Here is a 17497-nt window from a genome sequence, read left to right on the forward strand (position 1 = left end):
TCAGTTACGTATTGCTCTTAACGTGAGCTTCTTCTTCAGGTGGTTGATCAGTTCGTCATCGACTACGCCGGGTACCCGTGTCTGGATTTGAAGCCAGAGCTGGGGTTCGCTCAGAGTTTCCAGAAGCAGGATGAGCTTGGAGCGCGGGCTTGGCGTTTGCAGGGCAGGCGCCAAGATCCTGTCCTGCTCGAGCTGCAAGCTCAGGGAAGTCGTCTACGATGTGCTCGGCTTCTCCTCGGTCTGCTCGTTCCGTCGCGACTTGGTGCGCTCCCAGTCGTCCATGTCGTAGGCTTGCTGGGCGGCCTTGCGGCCCTTGATGTCCTCGGACGGTACAGTGACCTTGGGAGGAGTGATCCACGCCGTTGGATTCTTCTCCATGGCCTGCGCCAGAAGCCGCGCGCACTGTCGCCAGCTCTCCACCCTATCGAGTACCACCGTCCATTCTCGATCAAGGCTTAGAAACGGGTTTGTGGCGAGATATTCAGCGAGACGCTCCGCCGTATGATCGTCTAGGACAACCGTGACGATGGGTTTATGCGCATTGGTTCCGATCTCCTGGCTGACGACGGGTCGGCCGATACTGTTGGGTGTTGCGATGTAGAGCAGTGCTTTCGAATGACGCGCATCCTTGAAAAAGTAGTTCGCATCCTTCTCCGCGCGCTGAACGTCGTCTGGATCCGAGATAGAGAGCCTCGTGTCCGGCCAGAGCTGCCTGATCCAGGATGCAATGCGATGCGCAGCGTCGGTATCGAGATGGCAGTAGGATATGAAGAGGTCGTGACGAGACTCGGTCTCCTTGAGGGAGGCAGGGCTCTTTCGGTCGATCAGGCGGTCATTGTCGACGCACAGCGCACGAATCCTTGCCCCGCTGAACAACAGTGATCGGTTAGACGGAATGATGCTCGGAATTGGAAACTTGATCGCGTAGCAGAAGATCTCCCGATAGGTGTCCTCGGCCGCTCGAAGCCTCGGACCATCGTGCGCAAGGTTGTAGTCGCTCAGGAAAGAGACAACTTCGTTGATCTCGGAAATGCGTTCGCGCTGCTCCCGCCCTATTGGTACGCGCCGGGCGAGAATCACGTACCCATTCCCGTCGAATACGACGAGCCCGCAGGTACGGCTCTTCTCGCCAAAGCTACATAGGATCTCGCGTGACTGCTCTGCTTGCGTGCGCGATGCCGGATCGATCGCCCCGTGTTTGTTGATCGGGAACAGACCCAGGAAGATCGTTTCCCAACGCGCCTCTTCGTCGTCCCAGAGCACGGGGACGACGCAGCCGAAGATTTCTGTCAGGTTTAGTACCGAGACGATGTCTACAACCACGGTGCATGGGGTTGACTCGTCGATGGGAGCCGAGAAATCCAGTGGGCGCTGCAGGAAGACAACAGGGAGAACAGAGTTGCCATCGCGGACAAGCTCAATATGTGTGTCGGCATGGCCTTTCAGGCCTTCGCGCTGGACGTCCTCCCACGTCGGGAGAGCGCTTTGGTCGATCTCCCACTCAGGGTGGGACGCCTCCCTATCTTTCATGCAAGCTCCGTGTGGATAGCAAATTCCAGATTATTACCTGAAAACGATATGTTAGACGGCCTCAGTCCTGTCCCTGGCGAATGGTTTCTCAAACGGCAGTCGAGAGTTATAACGGGCCACGGTAATGCTATTGCTACGAGATCTTGTTCCCAGCTTTTTCTTGCCGGACTTCTGCTGGGGTCTGTCCAGCACAGTTGTGCATCGTAGTGCAGAATGTAACGGGCATGCCCGTATGGTCAAAAAAACCAGTCGTATTGAGACACCAACATCTTATCATCTGTTGAACGTGTCACAATGCCTTTGTGTATTGCCTCGAATGAGGCATACAATTGACTGGAATAGTTCTAGTTGCCATATGCGGGTGCAGGTTGAAATCGTTTCCTGGGAACTAATGTTCTGACAAATTGAAAGGGTTCTGTATTGGATCTGATATCCTTGGATGATTTAGACATAACGGAACTCCCCATGCCACCTCAGGGTGTACTGGCTGTCGTCCATGCCTGCGCCCGGAACGAGATGGATGCAACACGCATTAGTGAACTGATTACTCAGGTTCCTTCGCTTTCAGCAGAACTTCTACGCATTTCGAATACTGCATATTTTGGCTTTTCAGGGGAAGTGACCTCTATTGCCAGGGCTGTGACGCTCATTGGACATAGAGTGCTCAGAAATGTTGCCCTGTGCATTGCCTTGAAGGCGACGCTGAAATCTGATCAATTACCTGCATTTCCTGTGGCTGAGTTCTGGGAGGCGGCACTGCGGCGTGGGGTATGCGCCCGTATTTTGGCAGCAGAAACGGCTCATGACAAAGAGGCAGGATTTACCGTTGGATTGCTGCAGGATTTTGGGTTGCTTGTTATGTTTTATCTGAACCCGAAGGTAACGAATGAATGGAGTCGTTTGTCCGAGTTAACCCCCGATAGTCGATATGACTTGGAACAACAGCTGTTTAACACCACCCATGATCGAGTGGGCCTCCAGCTTGCTCAAGCCTGGTTATTGCCTGAAGAGTTCACGATTGCAATGGGCTACCATCACCGGGGAACTCCAGCTGAAATTGATAAGTCATCGGTGGAACTCTGTAAACTGGCCCAGTGTGCGGACTGGATGTCTGCTGTATTCACATCTGATAACAGGAGAGAGGCAATAAAACAGAGCCGATCACTCCTGTTGGATTACTACGGGATCTCTTCAGAACAGAGCAATGACCTCATGGCGCAGGTAGCTGTGAGTATGAATAAAGCTGCCAGTGCTTTTAGATTTGATCTAGGCGAGCAGGTTGATTTTGAGGATTTGATCGGGGAAGCAAATTTGCACCTGGTTGAGGAGAACCTGAGTTTCCAACAGATGAATTGGCACCTGGAACACACGCTGAAGGAACGGGACAAGATTGCTTCTGAACTGAACAAGGAGCTCGATTTGGCCAGGGAAGTTCAGCGCAGCCTGCTGCCAGGTGAATCGGATAATTTGGAGGGAGTTGCTGGCCTCAATGTCTCTGCAAAAGTAGTTTCAGGGGATTTCTATGACTTTTATAAACTTCGCAATGGAAAGGTGGCTTTTTGTATAGCAGATGTCTCTGGAAAAGGAATGAATGCAGCACTGCTTATGGCAAAAGCAAGCAGCCTGTTTCACTGTTTGGGTAAGAGTATTCATGACCCTTCAAAGTTACTGGCCATGCTTAACAGGGAGATTCTCGAGACTTCCATTCACGGTATGTTTGTCACCATGCTGGCCGGGGTTTTTGATCCTGAGTCCCGAGTGGTAAAAATCGCGAATGCCGGCCATCTTCCTGCTATTCTGATGCGGGGGGGTACGTTTGATTCTGAATACCCCGCGATGGCGCCTCCTCTGGGTGTCATTCCAGAGGCCATATTTCCACTCGATGAGTTACGCTTGACTTCCAACATGCATCTTTACCTCTATACAGATGGATTATTGGAGGCGAAGGTCAATGGAGAACAGAGGCTGGAACGAGAGGGGTTACTTCAGCTCTTTTCCCTCTATTCAGATATACCACCTGCAATGCGCTTGCTGCATATTGTTACAGATGTCCGCTCCAGAGGAGGCAGGGTGGACGATGACATGACTATCCTTCTGCTGAAGGGTTAATGCTGTAATGGACGCTTCCGAAACAGTGGTGGATATCCGAGTGCTTTCTGAGCCAAACCAGTTGAAGGTGTTACGTCAGCGGGTAAAGGAGGTAGTTGCATCCACCGGTTTTTCCAGCAAAGAGCAACAGGAACTAGTACTTGCGGTGGATGAGGCGTGTTCAAATATAATCAAACATGCCTATCATTTTGAATCGGACAGAGAGATCCATCTTATAATCCTGAAAACTGATGAGGCGCTGATATTCCAGTTGAGCGATGATGCCAATCAGGTGGATACTTCAAAATTCAAGCCCAGAGAGTGGGATCAAATCAGGCCAGGCGGATTGGGACTGCATTTTATTCAGGAGGTTATGGATAAGGTGGCGTTTATCGAAGCTGAAACCATGGGTAACACCCTGGAGATGGTCAAATATTTCTAGCGGTAAAGAGAATGACTTATTTAATAGAAGAAAAAAACGACTATTTGGTGGTGTACCTGGAGGGGGAAGTTGATCTGAGCTGCTCACCAGAAGCTCGAAGAGTGATACTGGATTGCTTGCAAAAGCAACGCCATTTGCTGGTTGACCTCTCCGGGGTCAGCTATATCGACAGTTCAGGCGTGGCCAGCCTGGTGGAGGGCTATCAAGTCTCCCGTAGCAAAAATCTCAATTTTGCTTTGGTGGGTGTCAGTGACAATGCTTTGAATGTCTTGAAATTGGCCCGGCTTGATCAGGTATTTCCCATCTATACTTCAATTGAGACGCTACTTCAGGGTGGATCGTAAAATCCTTAAATGAATACCCGAAAATTTATAGAGAGGATTGGGGAAAAAACCATTGATGCGATTGAAGAGGTTGGTTACCACTTTTCGCTTCTGGTTGAGAGCTTCTATTGGCTGCTTGTCGGGCCCTTCGTCAAGCAACCGGTGCGGTTGCATTATATATTTTCAGAGATGATGAAAATTGGTGTCCTGGCGATCCCGGTAGTTATTCTGCTCTCTTTCTCCAATGGGATAATGATGGCGATACAGGGCATAGTAACTTTGCAGGAGTTTAATGCAGAATCTCAAGTCGTTCCAGGAATTGCATATTCAGTAACGCGGGAATTTGGAGTGTTGATTACGGCGATTGTGGTTGCTGGACGTTCTGGTTCTGCCATTGCAGCCAGGATCGGCTCCATGCAGATGTCACAGGAAGTTGATGCACTGCGGGTGATGGGAATTGAACCGGTCCGACATCTGGTCGCACCGATCATTTTTTCCATGTTAGTGATGATGCCGATACTCACCATCATGGCGGACTCTGCTGCACTGATTGGCGGAGGGCTCTATACCGGCTTCGTGCTGAAACTCAGTTTAGGGACATTTATTGATCGCTGCTTTGATGTTTTGGTCGTCTATGATGTGATGCAGGGGTTGTATAAAAGTCTGATATTTGGTGTGTTGATCGCACTGGTGGCATGCAGCAATGGCTTTTCTGTCAGTGGTGGTGCAGAGGGTTTGGGAAAAGCTACGACGCGGTCGGTTGTGATGTCAATTGCAATGATTGTAATGGTAGATATGATCTTTACCTATTTCCTCAGTAGATGAATAAAGAAATGAGTAAAAAGCATGGTAGTGGAATCTGAATCCACCAAAGATGAGTTAGTCATCGATGTTCAGGATCTTGTGACCTATTACGGTACACGTAAAATACTTGATCAGGTAAACCTTCAGGTTCTGGCCGGTGAAATAATGGTCATCATGGGGGGAAGCGGCTCAGGAAAATCAACTCTACTCCGCCATATGCTGGCATTGAACAAACCCGCTGCAGGCGCTATTCGTTTGTTTGGAAAAGACCCGAACAAGCTCTCTGCCCCGCAACTGCATGCCATACGTCAGCGCATGGGGGTTTCGTTTCAGAATGGTGCACTTTTTAACTCTTTGAACGTGGAAGAAAACGTTGCTTTTCCTCTGCGTGAACATACCCGGTTGGATGAGAATACCATCAGGATAATGGCACGCATGAAACTGGAGGTGGTTAATCTGGCCGGGTTTGAAAAGTTAATGCCTTCACAGCTTTCTGGAGGCATGGTCAAACGAGCGGCACTGGCCCGCGCGATTGTTATGGACCCGAGCTTACTGTTTTTCGATGAACCGTCGGCTGGACTCGACCCCGTGGTCTCAGCGGATCTTGACGAGTTGATACTGCGGTTACGTGATGCCATGAAGGTTACTATTGTCGTCGTAACCCATGAATTGGACAGTGCATTTCGTATTGCTGACAGAATACTGGTATTGGATAAAGGAAAAGTACTCATTCTCGGCACCGTGGATGAGGTGAAAAGCAGTGATAATAAACGGGTGCAGAATCTGCTGAATCGCAAATCAGAAGATGTCATCGTCAACCCGGATGAGTATTTACAAAGACTAACGGATGATCTGGCTGGATTATGAAACGGGATAACGTGAACTACCTGATGGTGGGCTCTGTTGTATTGGTTGGGTTTACGCTAATGCTCTATGCACTTTATCGATTGACGGGAGGAGTGGGGGAGAACGACCATTATTATACTAACTATCTTGACGTTGGTGGGTTGAATGAAGGTACTCCGGTCACTTACCAAGGCTATAAACTTGGGTCGGTTTCTAAAATCGAGCCCTATAAACAGGAAGGCAAGACTCACTATCGTGTCACCATTATGATTCGAGATGGCTGGAAAATCCCGACAAATAGTGTCGCCAGAATATACTCCGAAGGGCTGTTGGCTGAAACCGTAATCAATATTGAGGAGGGTGATAGCAACCAATACTTGACTACCGGTTCCGAATTACAGGGGCTCCAGGAGGTCGATGTATTCAAGGCCATCAATAGTGTGGCAAGTGAGACAAGTGGCTTGATCTCTGGCAGTGTGAAACCCCTGCTTGATAATATTAATTCCCTTGTATCTGCGATGGGTGATCAGGTCGACAGTAATCTTCCGCAGATATTTGATGATCTTAGTCGGCTGGTTGAGACACTTCAGACAGGGGCCGATCGTATTCCTCGAATTTTGAATGAAAATGTAGAGATGAAGGTAACCAGGGCGGTTGAGAATGGCGAAGAGATGTCAGCCAATCTTCTGGAACTTTCCCAAGGACTATTACAAACCAGGAAAGCAGTGGATGTCTTGCTTGAACAGTCCAGTGGAACAATTAAGTCGGTGGATTCATTGATGGAAGAGACTCAGGGTTCTGTTTCGGAAAACCGAGTCGACCTTCGAAAATCTGTGCTTGCTCTTAAAGCTTCGCTGGAAACTGTCGCAGATTATACCGAAACGATATTACACAACCTTGAGGCTTCCTCCCGTCACATGAATGAATTCAGTCGTGAAATACGAGATAACCCGGGACTGCTTCTGGGGAGTAAACCACCGCGTGAGGTTGGATCAAGCAATGAATAGGTTACTTCTAACTTGGGGGTGCTGCATCATTGCCCTCATTGCTGCTGGATGTGCTTCTACAAAACCAGTGCCAGAAAACAACTTTTACCGTCTTGTAGAATCGAAGCCACAACATCAATTTGATGAGCCACAGATATTTGGTTCGCTAATCGTGGATCGGATTAAGGCATCTGGCATATTAAGTGAGCGGGCATTATTGTATAGCTATGAAGTCTCTCCAGAAGCACTGATGCAGCACCACTATCATCACTGGACAGACTCGCCAGCTTCTCTGATCCGTGAGCAATTTGTCACCTACCTTAGGAATGTTAATCTCGCCCAGCATGTAGCATCCGACATGAGGTCTACATCTGGTGACTACCATTTGCGTGTTGAATTAAAAAAGTTCGAACGTATGTTGCTTAAAAATGGTGGGGTGGAGGTGCGCGTGACACTTCGGATGGAGATAATCTCTGATGGTGATAGGCGGCCACTGTTCAGCCATGACTATTCAGAAATAAACCAGCTTGATAATGCCTCTGTGCTCGCCTCAGTTCGTGCCATGAATGAGGTATTATCAAAAATTTATTCCAGGGTTGTGGTGGATCTGATAAATGGCATTTCCAAGCCTGGCGAAAATTGAAATATTCAACTTGTTCCTATCTCTAACCTAATCCGTCCACAGTACTGAGAGACCGATTCGCGCACTGTGGAGAGTAGCAAAGTAGCTGTTGAGTTACTTTACAGCAGTGTCAATTGGCCTTTGGTTTTGTACCGAGTATTCAGTGCGCTGCCTGATGCGGCCTATTATGATGCTGGGTTGAAAATTACTTAACGGCGCGAACGTACCGACAGGAATTTTTCCTTATTTTCCGACGGTTCATCCACCTGCCTCCGTTCATTATTAGTCGTTAACGCGCCTAGGAAAGCGTGGCACATCTGGTTGGGCGACGACAGCCTTTAAATGATGAATCCCCTATGATCTTTGCGCAGTTTTGCATCCTCCGTACTCCCAAAAAAAATATAACGACTATAATTTATGTGTAACCCTATTCTCTACCAAGGCGTGGTGGGAAATGCTTACAGGAAAGAGATCTGCCCGTTTGTGGATGATGAGTATCCTGCTAATCACCTGCTCGGGTGTTGTCGATTCCGGAGAAAAGGGCTATCCCACCCTGCGACAGGCTATGGTGGAGGTTATTGAGGCATCTGTTTTAAGAACTGCTGATTATATAGATAAAGAGGCGTTGGACCCGCGTGTGATGGAAGCAATGGGCACTGTCCCTCGTCATGAGTTTGTGCCGGAAGCGGTAAAATCGTCAGCCTATGAAGACCGTCCATTACCGATCGGGCAGGGACAGACGATCTCTCAGCCTTATATCGTCGCCTTGATGACCGACCTCATGCATCCGGGTCCGGAGCAGAAGGTACTTGAGATAGGTACGGGTTCCGGTTATCAGGCTGCAGTACTCGCCGAATTGATTGACAAGGTCTATACCATAGAGATCATCGAGGAGCTTGGCGAGCAAGCGGCAGACCGCTTTCGCCGACTGGGTTATGACAATATAACGTCACGGGTGGGAGACGGATACTATGGCTGGGAGGAGCATGCTCCCTTCGACGCTATTCTGGTTACCGCCGCTTCCAGTCATATTCCACCTCCACTGATCAAACAACTGAAACCCGGCGGGCGCATGGTGATCCCGGTGGGCGGCCATTTTATGGTTCAGCAACTGGTGCTGATTGAGAAGACGGAACAGGGAAAAATCATCACTCACCAGATCTTGCCGGTGCGTTTCGTGCCACTGACGGGGGATCACTGACAATTCAGGGTTCCATGTTGCACCCAAGGCCACCCTATTTTTCAATCCTCATTATCTCAGCTGCCGCGCTGGCCTATGAAGTGCTGCTGATGCGGCTCTTCTCGATTATTCAGTGGCATCACTTTGCCTACATGGTGATCAGCCTGGCGTTGCTGGGCTATGGTGTTAGTGGCACTTTCCTTTTTCTCACGCGGCAGTGGTTGATCCCCCGATTCGCGGAGGCATTCGTTGCCAATACCACCCTTTTCGGACTCAGCAGTATAGGTTGCTATATGCTGGCCCAACAGATCCCCTTTAACATTCTGGAGATAGTCTGGGATCCTGATCAGTGGCTATTCCTGTTGCTGAACTATCTGCTACTGATTATTCCCTTTTTCTTTGCCGCTAATGCGATTTGCCTCAGTTTTATCAAGTTTAATCAGCAGATTCCAAAGATTTATGCGTTCGACCTCACAGGTGCCGGGCTGGGTGCGCTGGGTGTGATCATTGCGCTCTATCTGCTGAAACCGTCCGGTGTTCTGCAACTGATAGCTGTTGCAGGCCTGCTGGCATCTGTAGTCGCTGCGTTTGAGAGCCGCATAGTGCAGCGCAAGCGGGTGGTGCTCATTCTGCTGGCTCTCCTGCTGCTGCCGGAGCAGTGGATAGTTCCGAAGATGTCTGAATACAAAGCCCTTAATCAGACACTGCGTATCAGCGGCACAACGGTAAAGGAGGAACACAGCAGTCCGCTCGGTCTGGTGACACTGCTGGAAAGCCGGAAAATCCCCCTGCGCCTGGCTCCCGGAATGAGCCTGAACAGTACCGTGGAGCCACCTCCCCAGATCGGCCTGTTTGTCGATGGTGATGGCCCCGGTGCCATCACTCGCTACGACGGTAACAGAGAGTCACTGGTTTATCTCGATTACCTGGGTTCGGCCCTGCCTTATCATCTCAGAGAGATAGGAAAGGTTCTGATCATAGGTATGGGGGGTGGCAGTGACATATTGCAGGCTGAATTCTTTGGCGCTGATGAAATAGATGCCGTGGAGGTGAATCCGCAAATTGCCAGCCTGTTTCAACACGCCTATGGCGGCTTCTCCGGATGGTCTTTGTTGCAGGAGAAAACCCGGATCCATATCTCAGATGCACGGGGATTCGTTGCCAGCAGCCGGGAGCAGTACGACCTCATTCAACTCTCACTGCTGGATTCTGCTGCCGCCTCATCAGCTGGCCTCTATGCGCTCAATGAAAGCTATCTCTATACCCGGGAGGGGATAAAGGCGTATCTGGATCACTTGCGGGAGGGTGGCCTGCTTTCGATTACCCGTTGGGTCAAACTGCCACCCAAGGGTGGATTGAAACTCTTTGCCACAGCTGTTGAAGTACTGCGTCTGTCCGGTGTTTCAAACCCCGGTGATCAGTTGGTTATGATCAGGGGATGGAATACCTCGGTACTGGTGATCAAAAACGGCCCGTTTACTGAACAGGAGATTCGTCAGTTGATCTCATTTTGTGATGCCCGGTCATTTGATCTGGTTTTCTATCCAGGTATCACTCCGGAGCAGATCAACACTTATAATATTTTGCGGGAACCATACTACTATCAAGGCGTCACAGCACTGCTTGGGGATGAACCGGCACGTTTTATTTCCGACTATAAATTCGATATCCGTCCAGCCACAGATGATCGGCCCTATTTTTTTCATTTCTTCAAATGGTCGACTCTCCCAGAGATCCTGCCGCTGTACAGACAAGGTGGGGTAACCTTACTGGATCTTGGCTATCCGGTGCTTATTCTTACTCTGTTGCAGGCGCTTTTCGCCAGTCTCGTTTTGATACTGTTGCCGCTCTGGTTTCTGAAGAGAGAGAAGAGAAAAATAGAGAAGAACTATCCATGGAAGGTAGTGACCTATTTTACGGCTATCGGCCTCGCCTTCCTGTTTATTGAGATCGCCTTTATTCAGAAATTTACGCTCTTTCTCGCAAACCCTATTTCCGCTGTTGCCGTTGTTCTTTGTGGTTTTCTGATCTTTTCAGGCATTGGCAGCCAGTATGCAGGGCACCTGCTCGAGCAGGGACGAAACAGGCCGCTTCCGCCAGTTATCCTGACTCTCGGGGTAATCGTCTTGGGCTACCTGTGGCTGCTGCCACTCCTGTTTACCTGGTTGGCAGCCCTGCCGGATGTGGCAAAAGTGGTGATAACCCTAATACTGATAGCACCCTTGGCATTCTGCATGGGGATGCCATTCCCGCTGGGATTGGCTCATGTTGCCGGATATGCCCCTCATCTGGTGCCCTGGGCATGGGGTGTCAATGGCTGCGCCTCTCTAATAAGTGCTATTCTGGCAACCTTGCTGGCGATCCATCTGGGCTTTACCTGGGTGATTTTGCTTGCCGTATTGCTCTATAGCCTGGCGGCATTGCTGGAGTTGCATATCGTTCCTTGGGGGCAGACCCACCAATATCCCACGTAATCCCGAGAAAGGTTAAATGTCTGCTGGATGCCATCTGGAGACGGCTTTTGAATCGGCAATAACGGTTCCAATAGAGGTTGTGTCCATGGTGAATCGTTACTTACACGACTGTTTGCAGCTGATATAACCCGCGACAAAGCGCCATCCAGCCGTGGCCGATCTGGCCAAGTACTATCATCGTCCCCTGGACCAGATCAGTCTGGAGGAAATCCAGGCCTATTTTCTCTACCTGGTGAAGGAGCGCCGCCTCTCGGATGCCAGCTGTCGGGTAATCCCCCTTTTTTAGTTGATTTTAAAAGTAGAGGTTAGGTTGATCAGTCGTTCGACGAAGGGATGGATAGTGGAACATATGGAACGCTTTTTATCTCCTCGACATCCAGAATGCGAAGGTTGTGGACGACAACAGCCTTTGAGCCACCCTGTCCCATGATTTTGGCGATGGTGGGCTTGATACCCTGCAGGTGGTTGGGGTTCACAAGCGGGAATCCCTGGCGCGATTCGTTAGGCAGCAAGGTATCGAGGCCGACAGCGCTATCTACCACACCGAGCACCAGGGACAAAAATGGTACGTCTTGTTCCATGGAAACTATGAAACCCTGGAACAAGCGAAGGCAGCCACCAGGCAGTTACCCGCAGACCTCGCTGCTTACAAGCCCTGGATTCGCCAGATCCCTGAGACCGGTGGACTCTTTCCGCTTTGAATGACTTTGGGACAGCTTGATGGCGAATTATTCGCTGTAGAGTTAAAGGCGCGAATCAAGTCGTGAAATTGGTACTCACCCACGGCATTGGCTTCACTCCGACGGTTCCGGCCCCGCTTGCACTACCATTCCAAGCTTTCGCGCTTGGGACATGAGACTTTCCACGGTAATGGTGCTTGCTGGGGCGATGGGGAGGCCGGAGGCGTGCAGCGTCCGGGCGGTCCAGACGTTGCAGGTGTTGAACAAATGGTAAACCTCTTTGGATAGATAGAAGCGGCTGTTTCCGTAGAGGCCGGGACCCAGTGATATGGCGTTACCTGTCTCGTCCCTGGCGAAACTTTCCCCAATAGTGCGTGAGAGATGCTCAAAACCGGCAGAGGATAGCTCGATTCTAATGATCTCGCTAAAGGGGAAATAGGCAGGCACAGTGCCATTGAAACCGACAATATGCAGGACACTGGCGGTAGGCAACAGGCCCGCCTTGAGGATGATTCCCATGTGGGAATCCGGTGTCTGGTAGTAATCCTTATCTCCCCAGCCCACCTCTAGATATTGTGCATCGGGAAAATCCTCAGGTGCTGGCCAGACGCTGTCGGGGATGTTGGCGCGCCGCAACACAATTCCGGCGTGCCAGCCGTGGCTCACCAGAAAAATCGTATGGCTCGGCTCGCTTTCACTCGGCGCGGGTGCATCCCTGACCGGTGCTGCACAGGCGCAGCAGCTGGCAGCGAGGAACAGGATCCAGATTTGAATCCTGCTCATTCCTGCGGTGTCATTACAGTCGCGACTTTGCTCATTGCAGGCGCTTATCCAATAGCCCAATTCATGTTGGCCACCTAGGCGAGGGGCGATCCATATGGCGGGATTTTTTTGCGAAGCTCGAAGCGTCCGGATAACCCCTCTGAAAAGCTTCTATACTTTAAGGGCTTCTGATCTGTTCTATATCCCGGGTGCAGCGAAAATTCAGGATCCAAGAGTAAGTATAATGCATATCAACACACTGGCCATGGTGCTGGCCGGCGGTGTGGGGACCCGGCTCTATCCACTGACTCGGGACCGGGTGAAACCGGCAGTGCCTTTCGGGGGTATCTACCGTCTTATAGACTTTGTCCTGAGCAATTGCCTCAATTCCAATATTCGCCGGGTCTGTGTGCTTACCCAGTACAAGTCTCTCTCGCTGGAGCGGCACATTCGCTACGGCTGGTCCTTTCTTCCTCATACCCTGGAGGAGCATATCCAGATCCTGTCACCCCAGCAGCGGGTCGACAGTTCCTGGTACCAGGGAACCGCCGATGCGGTTTACCAGAACGTCTATTCTATAGACCAGTCCGATCCGGATCGTATTCTTATCCTTTCCGGAGATCACATCTATTAAGATGAACTACAGCCGGATGATCAGGGCCCATATCGAGAATAAGGCGGCAGTTACTGTGGGAACGGTCGCCGTACCTCTGGAGCAGGCCAGTGCCTTTGGTGTCATGGAGGTCAACAAGAAGGGGTGTATCGTCTCTTTCGAAGAGAAACCCGAACAGCCAAAGCCCGTCCCAGGGCAACCTGGTATGGCCCTTGCGTCCATGGGTATCTATGTGTTCGAGACCCGTCTGCTGAAGAAGGTGCTGAAGGCGGATAACCGCAACTCAAAGAGCAGCCATGACTTTGGTAAGGATATCCTGCCGGATCTGATCCGGAAGGTTCCTGTCTATAGCTACCGGTTTGTGGATGAGAATCGGAAGAAGGTGCTCTATTGGAGAGATGTTGGAACCATCGATGCTTATTGGGAGGCGAGTATGGATCTGGTGGACGTGGATCCCATATTCAATCTCTATGATCGGAAGTGGCCGATCAACACCTACACTGAACCGGCACCCCCGGCCAAGTTTGTATTCGCGGATATGAAATGTGACGAGCGTGGTGGCCGGGTGGGACTTGCCCTGGATTCACTCATAAGCAGTGGTGTTATCCTGGCGGGAGGACAGGTGATCCGATCGATACTCTCCCCCCAGGTCCGGGTCAATGAAGAGGCGAGGGTGGAGGAGTGCGTGCTCTTCGATGGGGTTAAGGTGGGCGCCGGCAGTCGACTCTTTCGTACCATCGTCGACAAGGATGTTACCCTTCCTCCCGGAACGGTGGTGGGGCTGGACCACAAGAAAGATGCGAAGCGCTTTACCGTCAGTCCAGGTGGGGTGGTTGTGATTCCCCGGCGCATGAAGATCAAGAAGGGCAAACAATAAAAATGGGTCGCCCATTAGCCGACTCCGTGCAAGGGTATGCAGGGAACTATTGAGAAGTTACGCCGGAATCCAGCAAGTCGTTGAATTCTCTGGATCCCAGCTTGCGCCGGGATGACGAGGTTTCACTAAAACGTATATTCCTGGATGCTACTGCTTAACGGCGCGAACGTACCGACAGGGATTTTTCCTTCTTTTCCGACGGTTCATCCACCTGCCAACTGATACGCATGTTGATCCGGTGCCGGCCTTGCCGCTTGGTTGCGGTCAGTTTGAACTGCAAAAGACCCTCAGGTTCCATCACGATCTCGCCGTCTGCATCGCTGAAGCTGAGGTGCCCATCCTTGAGGCCCTGGCTAATGGATTTGAGCAGGTCACGGATGGCTTTTGTGTCCTGCAGTGATTCGTGCCTGAAGCTTTTTCCATCGGTTCTCATGCGGTTCGCTTTCCTCGTATAGGCTTATTACGCTTGCCCGCAGCTTTGCGTGCCTTGCGTCTTTTTTTCACCAAGGCCTGTGGCTCGAAGACTTTGATGTTGGGATAGTCGTTGCTGATGCCCAGTACCCGGCCCTCGGGGCGGAAGATGGTTACTGAGGCGCCGTGTCCCGTCAGACCCTCCTTGCTGCGCGTGTTACGATCCAGGGATGTGTCGCACTCAAAGTTGATCATACCTTTGCGCAGCATGATTCGTTGACCGTGCAGCAGGTTGCGGTGACCGTGTACGAGGGCGTGGATACCCTTGCGGTGCATCAGATCCACGCCGTAGGGTGTAAATGGCATATCCACCGGCCGGTATTTTGTACGCAGGGTGTTTGCCAGCGAGCCGTAGTAGAAGGCAAAGGAGTCGTTCCAGGCATCGTGGCGGAACTGACGGTTCAGGTAACAAATACCCTGATCGGTGATCAGGCGGCAGATATGATCATTCAACCCTGCATGGATGAAGAGAAAAGCGCCCTCCCGGTGGGCCAGGCGCAGCTTGCGGTAGAACCAGGCAAATTCCCCCTTGGGATGCAGAAAAATCTCCTGGAACTTGAGTGCCGCTGCATAGGTGGTGCGCAGTGACAGACCGATCTCTTCACACCCCTGAGTGAACTGCAGCACCTTCTCTTTCAGACGGTGCAGTTCTTTGTTGATGCTGGCCTCCGGCATCATCCATTCCGCCCGCATGGGGAATTCATCGAACCATTTTTTCGAGGGAAACAGTCGTTGCCTGCACTCCCGTGTTTTGGGTATCCCGCGTAGCCGGTTCGAGTCATTGAGGTACTCTTCGGCGATCTCCTTAAGCAGTGGTATGGCCTTGGGACCCATGCGCACAAAAAAATGTTCGATACGTGGGTCGTGGTTTCCATCCACTGCACGCATGCCGATTAGTGTGCGGATATCGTGGTTGCCGGCCAGTATAGAGATCCGTGCGCCTCGTTTCTTCAGCCTATGGATGCTGCGTAGCAGGCGCAGTACGCTGGGACCCTTGTCAAAACAGTCACCGCCGATCACGATTTGGCCCTTGCGGGCCGCTTTGGTGAGTTTGTAGTCGGTGTCTCGCATGCCAGTTTTCTTAATTACCCCGGATGCCACCAATGAGGCATGGAAGGCATCGGCATCGGCATGCAGATCGCAGATAAAATAGAGTGGCCGTTTTGGCCATTTCCATGGCGCCTGCTCGATCAGTTGGCCCAGTACCTCGATGCGTGCGGCTTGCTTGGCGGTCTCCTTTGCAAAGGAGTGGTGTTTGCCGAGCAGCCAGGATTCACCCTGGGCTGGTAACTTTGGTTGCAGCCAGCATTGGCCCTGGTAATCGGGTATATGTTTGAGATAGGTGCGCTGTTTCATGTTCGGCTTTTGTTATGGCTTTTTTTGTCAGTCGGTATAGGCATCACCGCCGCGTACCTTCCATTCACCGGCTATCTGCCGCCAGCTTCCATCCGGCAGGTTCTCCAGAAACACCGGCCGACCATGATACATGCTCAGTGCGGCGATCTGATCGAAGGCCAGCACACCCAGATGATGGGCGGCGTGGCGAAACGCCGCACCGTGGCCGACGAATAGTTTTAGGCGGTCGACGGTATCGTTTGCAGACAGTTCCGCCATGCGCTTACACAGGTGACTCGCCACCCGTTCACCCGCCTGCATGAGCGATTCTGCTCCCTGCAGAGGCAGGCAGTAGTGGCTATTGGATTTCCAGTCCGGCGGAGCCTCCGGGTAACGTGGATCCTGCTGCAGGATTTTTTCGATCTCGGCCACGCTGAGGTTGGCCAGACAACCCATGCCTCGCTCGGCCAGGGCGTCGAAGGAATCCACGGTTGCTTCTGGGCTGACCAGCGTCTCAGCGATAATCTGAGCAGTCTGCCAGCCGCGTAGCATCCGGGAACTATCGATGACAGGCGCCAGCTGCCAGTTGTGTTGCAGCAGCGTATCCTGTACCTCCTTGGCTGCCTGCTGGGCGTGTTCTCTGCCAGCCGCGTTCAGCGGGTAGGGTTGGTGGGCGCTGGGGGCTGCCGATCGCTGGTGATAATCACCGTGTCGGATGAGTGCGGCGATTCGCCTCATGTCTCGGACAAGGCTCCCAGCTGCTTGGCCAGCGCCTCCACCAGTGGCGCCAGCTCTGCCTGCTTGAGACGCTTGGCCGCCTGTTTCGGTGTTACCCACTGGCGGCCCCGGTGGCTCTCTTCCCACTCATGCTCCGGGATCTCACGGGTTACGCGCATGGGATAGACCTTCACGGTGCAGGTCGCACCCCATTTCTGATAACGGTAGCTGCCCAGGGCTGTGTCGCCAACTTCACCTTCTATACCCGCTTCCTCCCAAGCCTCTTGGGCGGCGGATTCACGCGGTGAGAGGCCAGGTTCTTGGATGCCCTTGGGCACTACAAAGTGTTTTTTCTTGCTGGACAGGATGACTAGTATCTGTAGCTCACCCCTATGTATGCGATAGGGAATCACCGAGGACTGGCTATAGTAGTAGGCAGGCCGGTCGCGCAATTCATTGCCGTGGGGTGCGGGGTAGGGGAACTTCTCCTGCAGGCTGCCGGGTCGTATGATGGAGATGACTTCGGCGCAGCCTGCTTGTAGCTGGCTCCAATCATCCGGTATGGTCAGACGGGCCAGCGTGGCGGTGGGTAGCAGTTTGCCGTCTGCCGGGTTATCGATAGGCTTGTTGCTGAGGTGCAGCAGCAGCATTTCCAACCCGGGGTTATGACCTACCAGCATGACCCGCCGGGCTTGGTTTGGGCATTCATGCAGTACGCTCAGCAGGGCGCTGAGGCCTGCCTCGTAG

Annotated in this window: 18 protein-coding genes and 1 pseudogene; 12 read left to right on the forward strand and 7 right to left on the reverse strand. The window is 51.8% G+C overall.

Annotated elements, in window-relative coordinates; all coding sequences use genetic code 11:
- Positions 1-213: 213 nt before the first annotated feature.
- Positions 214-1530 carry a hypothetical protein gene (locus G9Q73_RS18165; protein WP_177421034.1) on the reverse strand — a complete coding sequence of 439 codons (1317 nt, stop codon included), beginning with the start codon at positions 1528-1530 and terminating at the stop codon, positions 214-216.
- Positions 1531-1965: 435 nt separating this feature from the next.
- Here G9Q73_RS18165 and G9Q73_RS18170 point away from each other — a divergent pair, with 435 nt between their 5' ends.
- From G9Q73_RS18170 to G9Q73_RS20100, 10 genes are all read left to right on the forward strand, one after another.
- Positions 1966-3639 (forward strand): HDOD domain-containing protein, encoded by a 1674-nt coding sequence (locus tag G9Q73_RS18170; RefSeq protein WP_246345383.1) that lies wholly within the window; start codon positions 1966-1968, stop codon positions 3637-3639.
- Positions 3640-3646: 7 nt separating this feature from the next.
- A complete protein-coding gene (locus G9Q73_RS18175; protein WP_246345385.1) occupies positions 3647-4060 on the forward strand; it encodes an ATP-binding protein in 414 nt (137 codons plus the stop codon).
- Between the two features lie 11 nt (positions 4061-4071).
- Complete coding sequence (locus G9Q73_RS18180; protein ID WP_177421036.1) at positions 4072-4404, forward strand: STAS domain-containing protein; 333 nt, start codon at positions 4072-4074, stop codon at positions 4402-4404.
- 9 nt (positions 4405-4413) lie between these two features.
- Complete coding sequence (locus G9Q73_RS18185) at positions 4414-5208, forward strand: MlaE family ABC transporter permease (RefSeq protein ID WP_177421037.1); 795 nt, start codon at positions 4414-4416, stop codon at positions 5206-5208.
- A gap of 21 nt (positions 5209-5229) precedes the next feature.
- Positions 5230-6054, forward strand: coding sequence for an ABC transporter ATP-binding protein (locus G9Q73_RS18190; protein ID WP_177421038.1), 825 nt, complete (start codon positions 5230-5232; stop codon positions 6052-6054).
- The gene (locus tag G9Q73_RS18195; protein WP_177421039.1) at positions 6051-7040 is read left to right on the forward strand and encodes an MlaD family protein; all 990 of its coding nucleotides are present in this window, start codon (positions 6051-6053) and stop codon (positions 7038-7040) included. The genes G9Q73_RS18190 and G9Q73_RS18195 overlap by 4 nt, the downstream gene beginning before the upstream one ends.
- Positions 7033-7662, forward strand: coding sequence for an ABC-type transport auxiliary lipoprotein family protein (locus tag G9Q73_RS18200; RefSeq protein WP_177421040.1), 630 nt, complete (start codon positions 7033-7035; stop codon positions 7660-7662). Before G9Q73_RS18195 ends, G9Q73_RS18200 begins: the two co-directional genes overlap by 8 nt.
- A 544-nt stretch (positions 7663-8206) precedes the next feature.
- On the forward strand, positions 8207-8842 hold the full coding sequence (locus G9Q73_RS18205) for a protein-L-isoaspartate(D-aspartate) O-methyltransferase (RefSeq protein WP_177421528.1): 636 nt from the start codon (positions 8207-8209) through the stop codon (positions 8840-8842).
- A gap of 14 nt (positions 8843-8856) precedes the next feature.
- Entirely contained in the window at positions 8857-11295 is a 2439-nt protein-coding gene (locus G9Q73_RS18210) for a spermidine synthase family protein (RefSeq protein ID WP_177421041.1), read from the forward strand.
- A 151-nt stretch (positions 11296-11446) separates the two neighbouring features.
- Positions 11447-11581: a hypothetical protein gene (locus G9Q73_RS20100; RefSeq protein ID WP_177421042.1), complete on the forward strand. Its 135-nt coding sequence runs from the start codon at positions 11447-11449 to the stop codon at positions 11579-11581.
- Between the two features lie 28 nt (positions 11582-11609).
- On the opposite strand, the gene G9Q73_RS18220 is transcribed toward G9Q73_RS20100, so the two are convergent.
- Positions 11610-11876, reverse strand: coding sequence for a hypothetical protein (locus G9Q73_RS18220; protein WP_177417914.1), 267 nt, complete (start codon positions 11874-11876; stop codon positions 11610-11612).
- Here G9Q73_RS18220 and G9Q73_RS20620 point away from each other — a divergent pair.
- Entirely contained in the window at positions 11811-11996 is a 186-nt protein-coding gene (locus G9Q73_RS20620) for an SPOR domain-containing protein (RefSeq protein WP_369408967.1), read from the forward strand. The two genes, G9Q73_RS18220 and G9Q73_RS20620, sit on opposite strands and share 66 nt — an antisense overlap.
- Before the next feature lie 93 nt (positions 11997-12089).
- Here G9Q73_RS20620 and G9Q73_RS18230 read toward each other — a convergent pair whose 3' ends face one another.
- On the reverse strand, positions 12090-12758 hold the full coding sequence (locus tag G9Q73_RS18230) for a DUF2459 domain-containing protein (protein ID WP_177421044.1): 669 nt from the start codon (positions 12756-12758) through the stop codon (positions 12090-12092).
- A 223-nt stretch (positions 12759-12981) separates the two neighbouring features.
- Here G9Q73_RS18230 and glgC point away from each other — a divergent pair.
- Positions 12982-14227 (forward strand): annotated as a pseudogene (gene glgC / locus G9Q73_RS18235) (glucose-1-phosphate adenylyltransferase).
- Positions 14228-14381: 154 nt separating this feature from the next.
- Here the strand turns inward: glgC and G9Q73_RS18240 are convergent.
- The 4 genes from G9Q73_RS18240 to G9Q73_RS19880 all read right to left on the reverse strand — a co-directional run.
- Positions 14382-14660: an amphi-Trp domain-containing protein gene (locus G9Q73_RS18240; protein WP_177421045.1), complete on the reverse strand. Its 279-nt coding sequence runs from the start codon at positions 14658-14660 to the stop codon at positions 14382-14384.
- Positions 14657-16054, reverse strand: coding sequence for a metallophosphoesterase family protein (locus tag G9Q73_RS18245; RefSeq protein ID WP_177421046.1), 1398 nt, complete (start codon positions 16052-16054; stop codon positions 14657-14659). The genes G9Q73_RS18240 and G9Q73_RS18245 overlap by 4 nt, the downstream gene beginning before the upstream one ends.
- A 27-nt stretch (positions 16055-16081) precedes the next feature.
- Positions 16082-16771 (reverse strand): histidine phosphatase family protein, encoded by a 690-nt coding sequence (locus tag G9Q73_RS18250; RefSeq protein ID WP_177421047.1) that lies wholly within the window; start codon positions 16769-16771, stop codon positions 16082-16084.
- Positions 16768-17497, reverse strand: a 730-nt coding sequence (locus G9Q73_RS19880) for an NUDIX domain-containing protein (RefSeq protein WP_246345389.1), incomplete at its 5' end; no start/stop codon positions are given. The genes G9Q73_RS18250 and G9Q73_RS19880, both read right to left, overlap by 4 nt.

Origin of the sequence: endosymbiont of Lamellibrachia barhami (assembly GCF_011947365.2) — a bacterium.
Lineage (GTDB): Bacteria > Pseudomonadota > Gammaproteobacteria > Chromatiales > Chromatiaceae > QGON01.

Coding starts and splice junctions, on each gene's coding strand:
- G9Q73_RS18165 (WP_177421034.1), bottom strand. CDS start 1,530: ATGAAAGATAGGGAGGCGTCCCACCCTGAGTGGGAGATCGACCAAAGC.
- G9Q73_RS18175 (WP_246345385.1), top strand. CDS start 3,647: ATGGACGCTTCCGAAACAGTGGTGGATATCCGAGTGCTTTCTGAGCCA.
- G9Q73_RS18180 (WP_177421036.1), top strand. CDS start 4,072: ATGACTTATTTAATAGAAGAAAAAAACGACTATTTGGTGGTGTACCTG.
- G9Q73_RS18185 (WP_177421037.1), top strand. CDS start 4,414: ATGAATACCCGAAAATTTATAGAGAGGATTGGGGAAAAAACCATTGAT.
- G9Q73_RS18190 (WP_177421038.1), top strand. CDS start 5,230: ATGGTAGTGGAATCTGAATCCACCAAAGATGAGTTAGTCATCGATGTT.
- G9Q73_RS18195 (WP_177421039.1), top strand. CDS start 6,051: ATGAAACGGGATAACGTGAACTACCTGATGGTGGGCTCTGTTGTATTG.
- G9Q73_RS18200 (WP_177421040.1), top strand. CDS start 7,033: ATGAATAGGTTACTTCTAACTTGGGGGTGCTGCATCATTGCCCTCATT.
- G9Q73_RS18205 (WP_177421528.1), top strand. CDS start 8,207: ATGGTGGAGGTTATTGAGGCATCTGTTTTAAGAACTGCTGATTATATA.
- G9Q73_RS18210 (WP_177421041.1), top strand. CDS start 8,857: ATGTTGCACCCAAGGCCACCCTATTTTTCAATCCTCATTATCTCAGCT.
- G9Q73_RS18220 (WP_177417914.1), bottom strand. CDS start 11,876: ATGGAACAAGACGTACCATTTTTGTCCCTGGTGCTCGGTGTGGTAGAT.
- G9Q73_RS18230 (WP_177421044.1), bottom strand. CDS start 12,758: ATGAGCAGGATTCAAATCTGGATCCTGTTCCTCGCTGCCAGCTGCTGC.
- G9Q73_RS18240 (WP_177421045.1), bottom strand. CDS start 14,660: ATGAGAACCGATGGAAAAAGCTTCAGGCACGAATCACTGCAGGACACA.
- G9Q73_RS18245 (WP_177421046.1), bottom strand. CDS start 16,054: ATGAAACAGCGCACCTATCTCAAACATATACCCGATTACCAGGGCCAA.
- G9Q73_RS18250 (WP_177421047.1), bottom strand. CDS start 16,771: ATGAGGCGAATCGCCGCACTCATCCGACACGGTGATTATCACCAGCGA.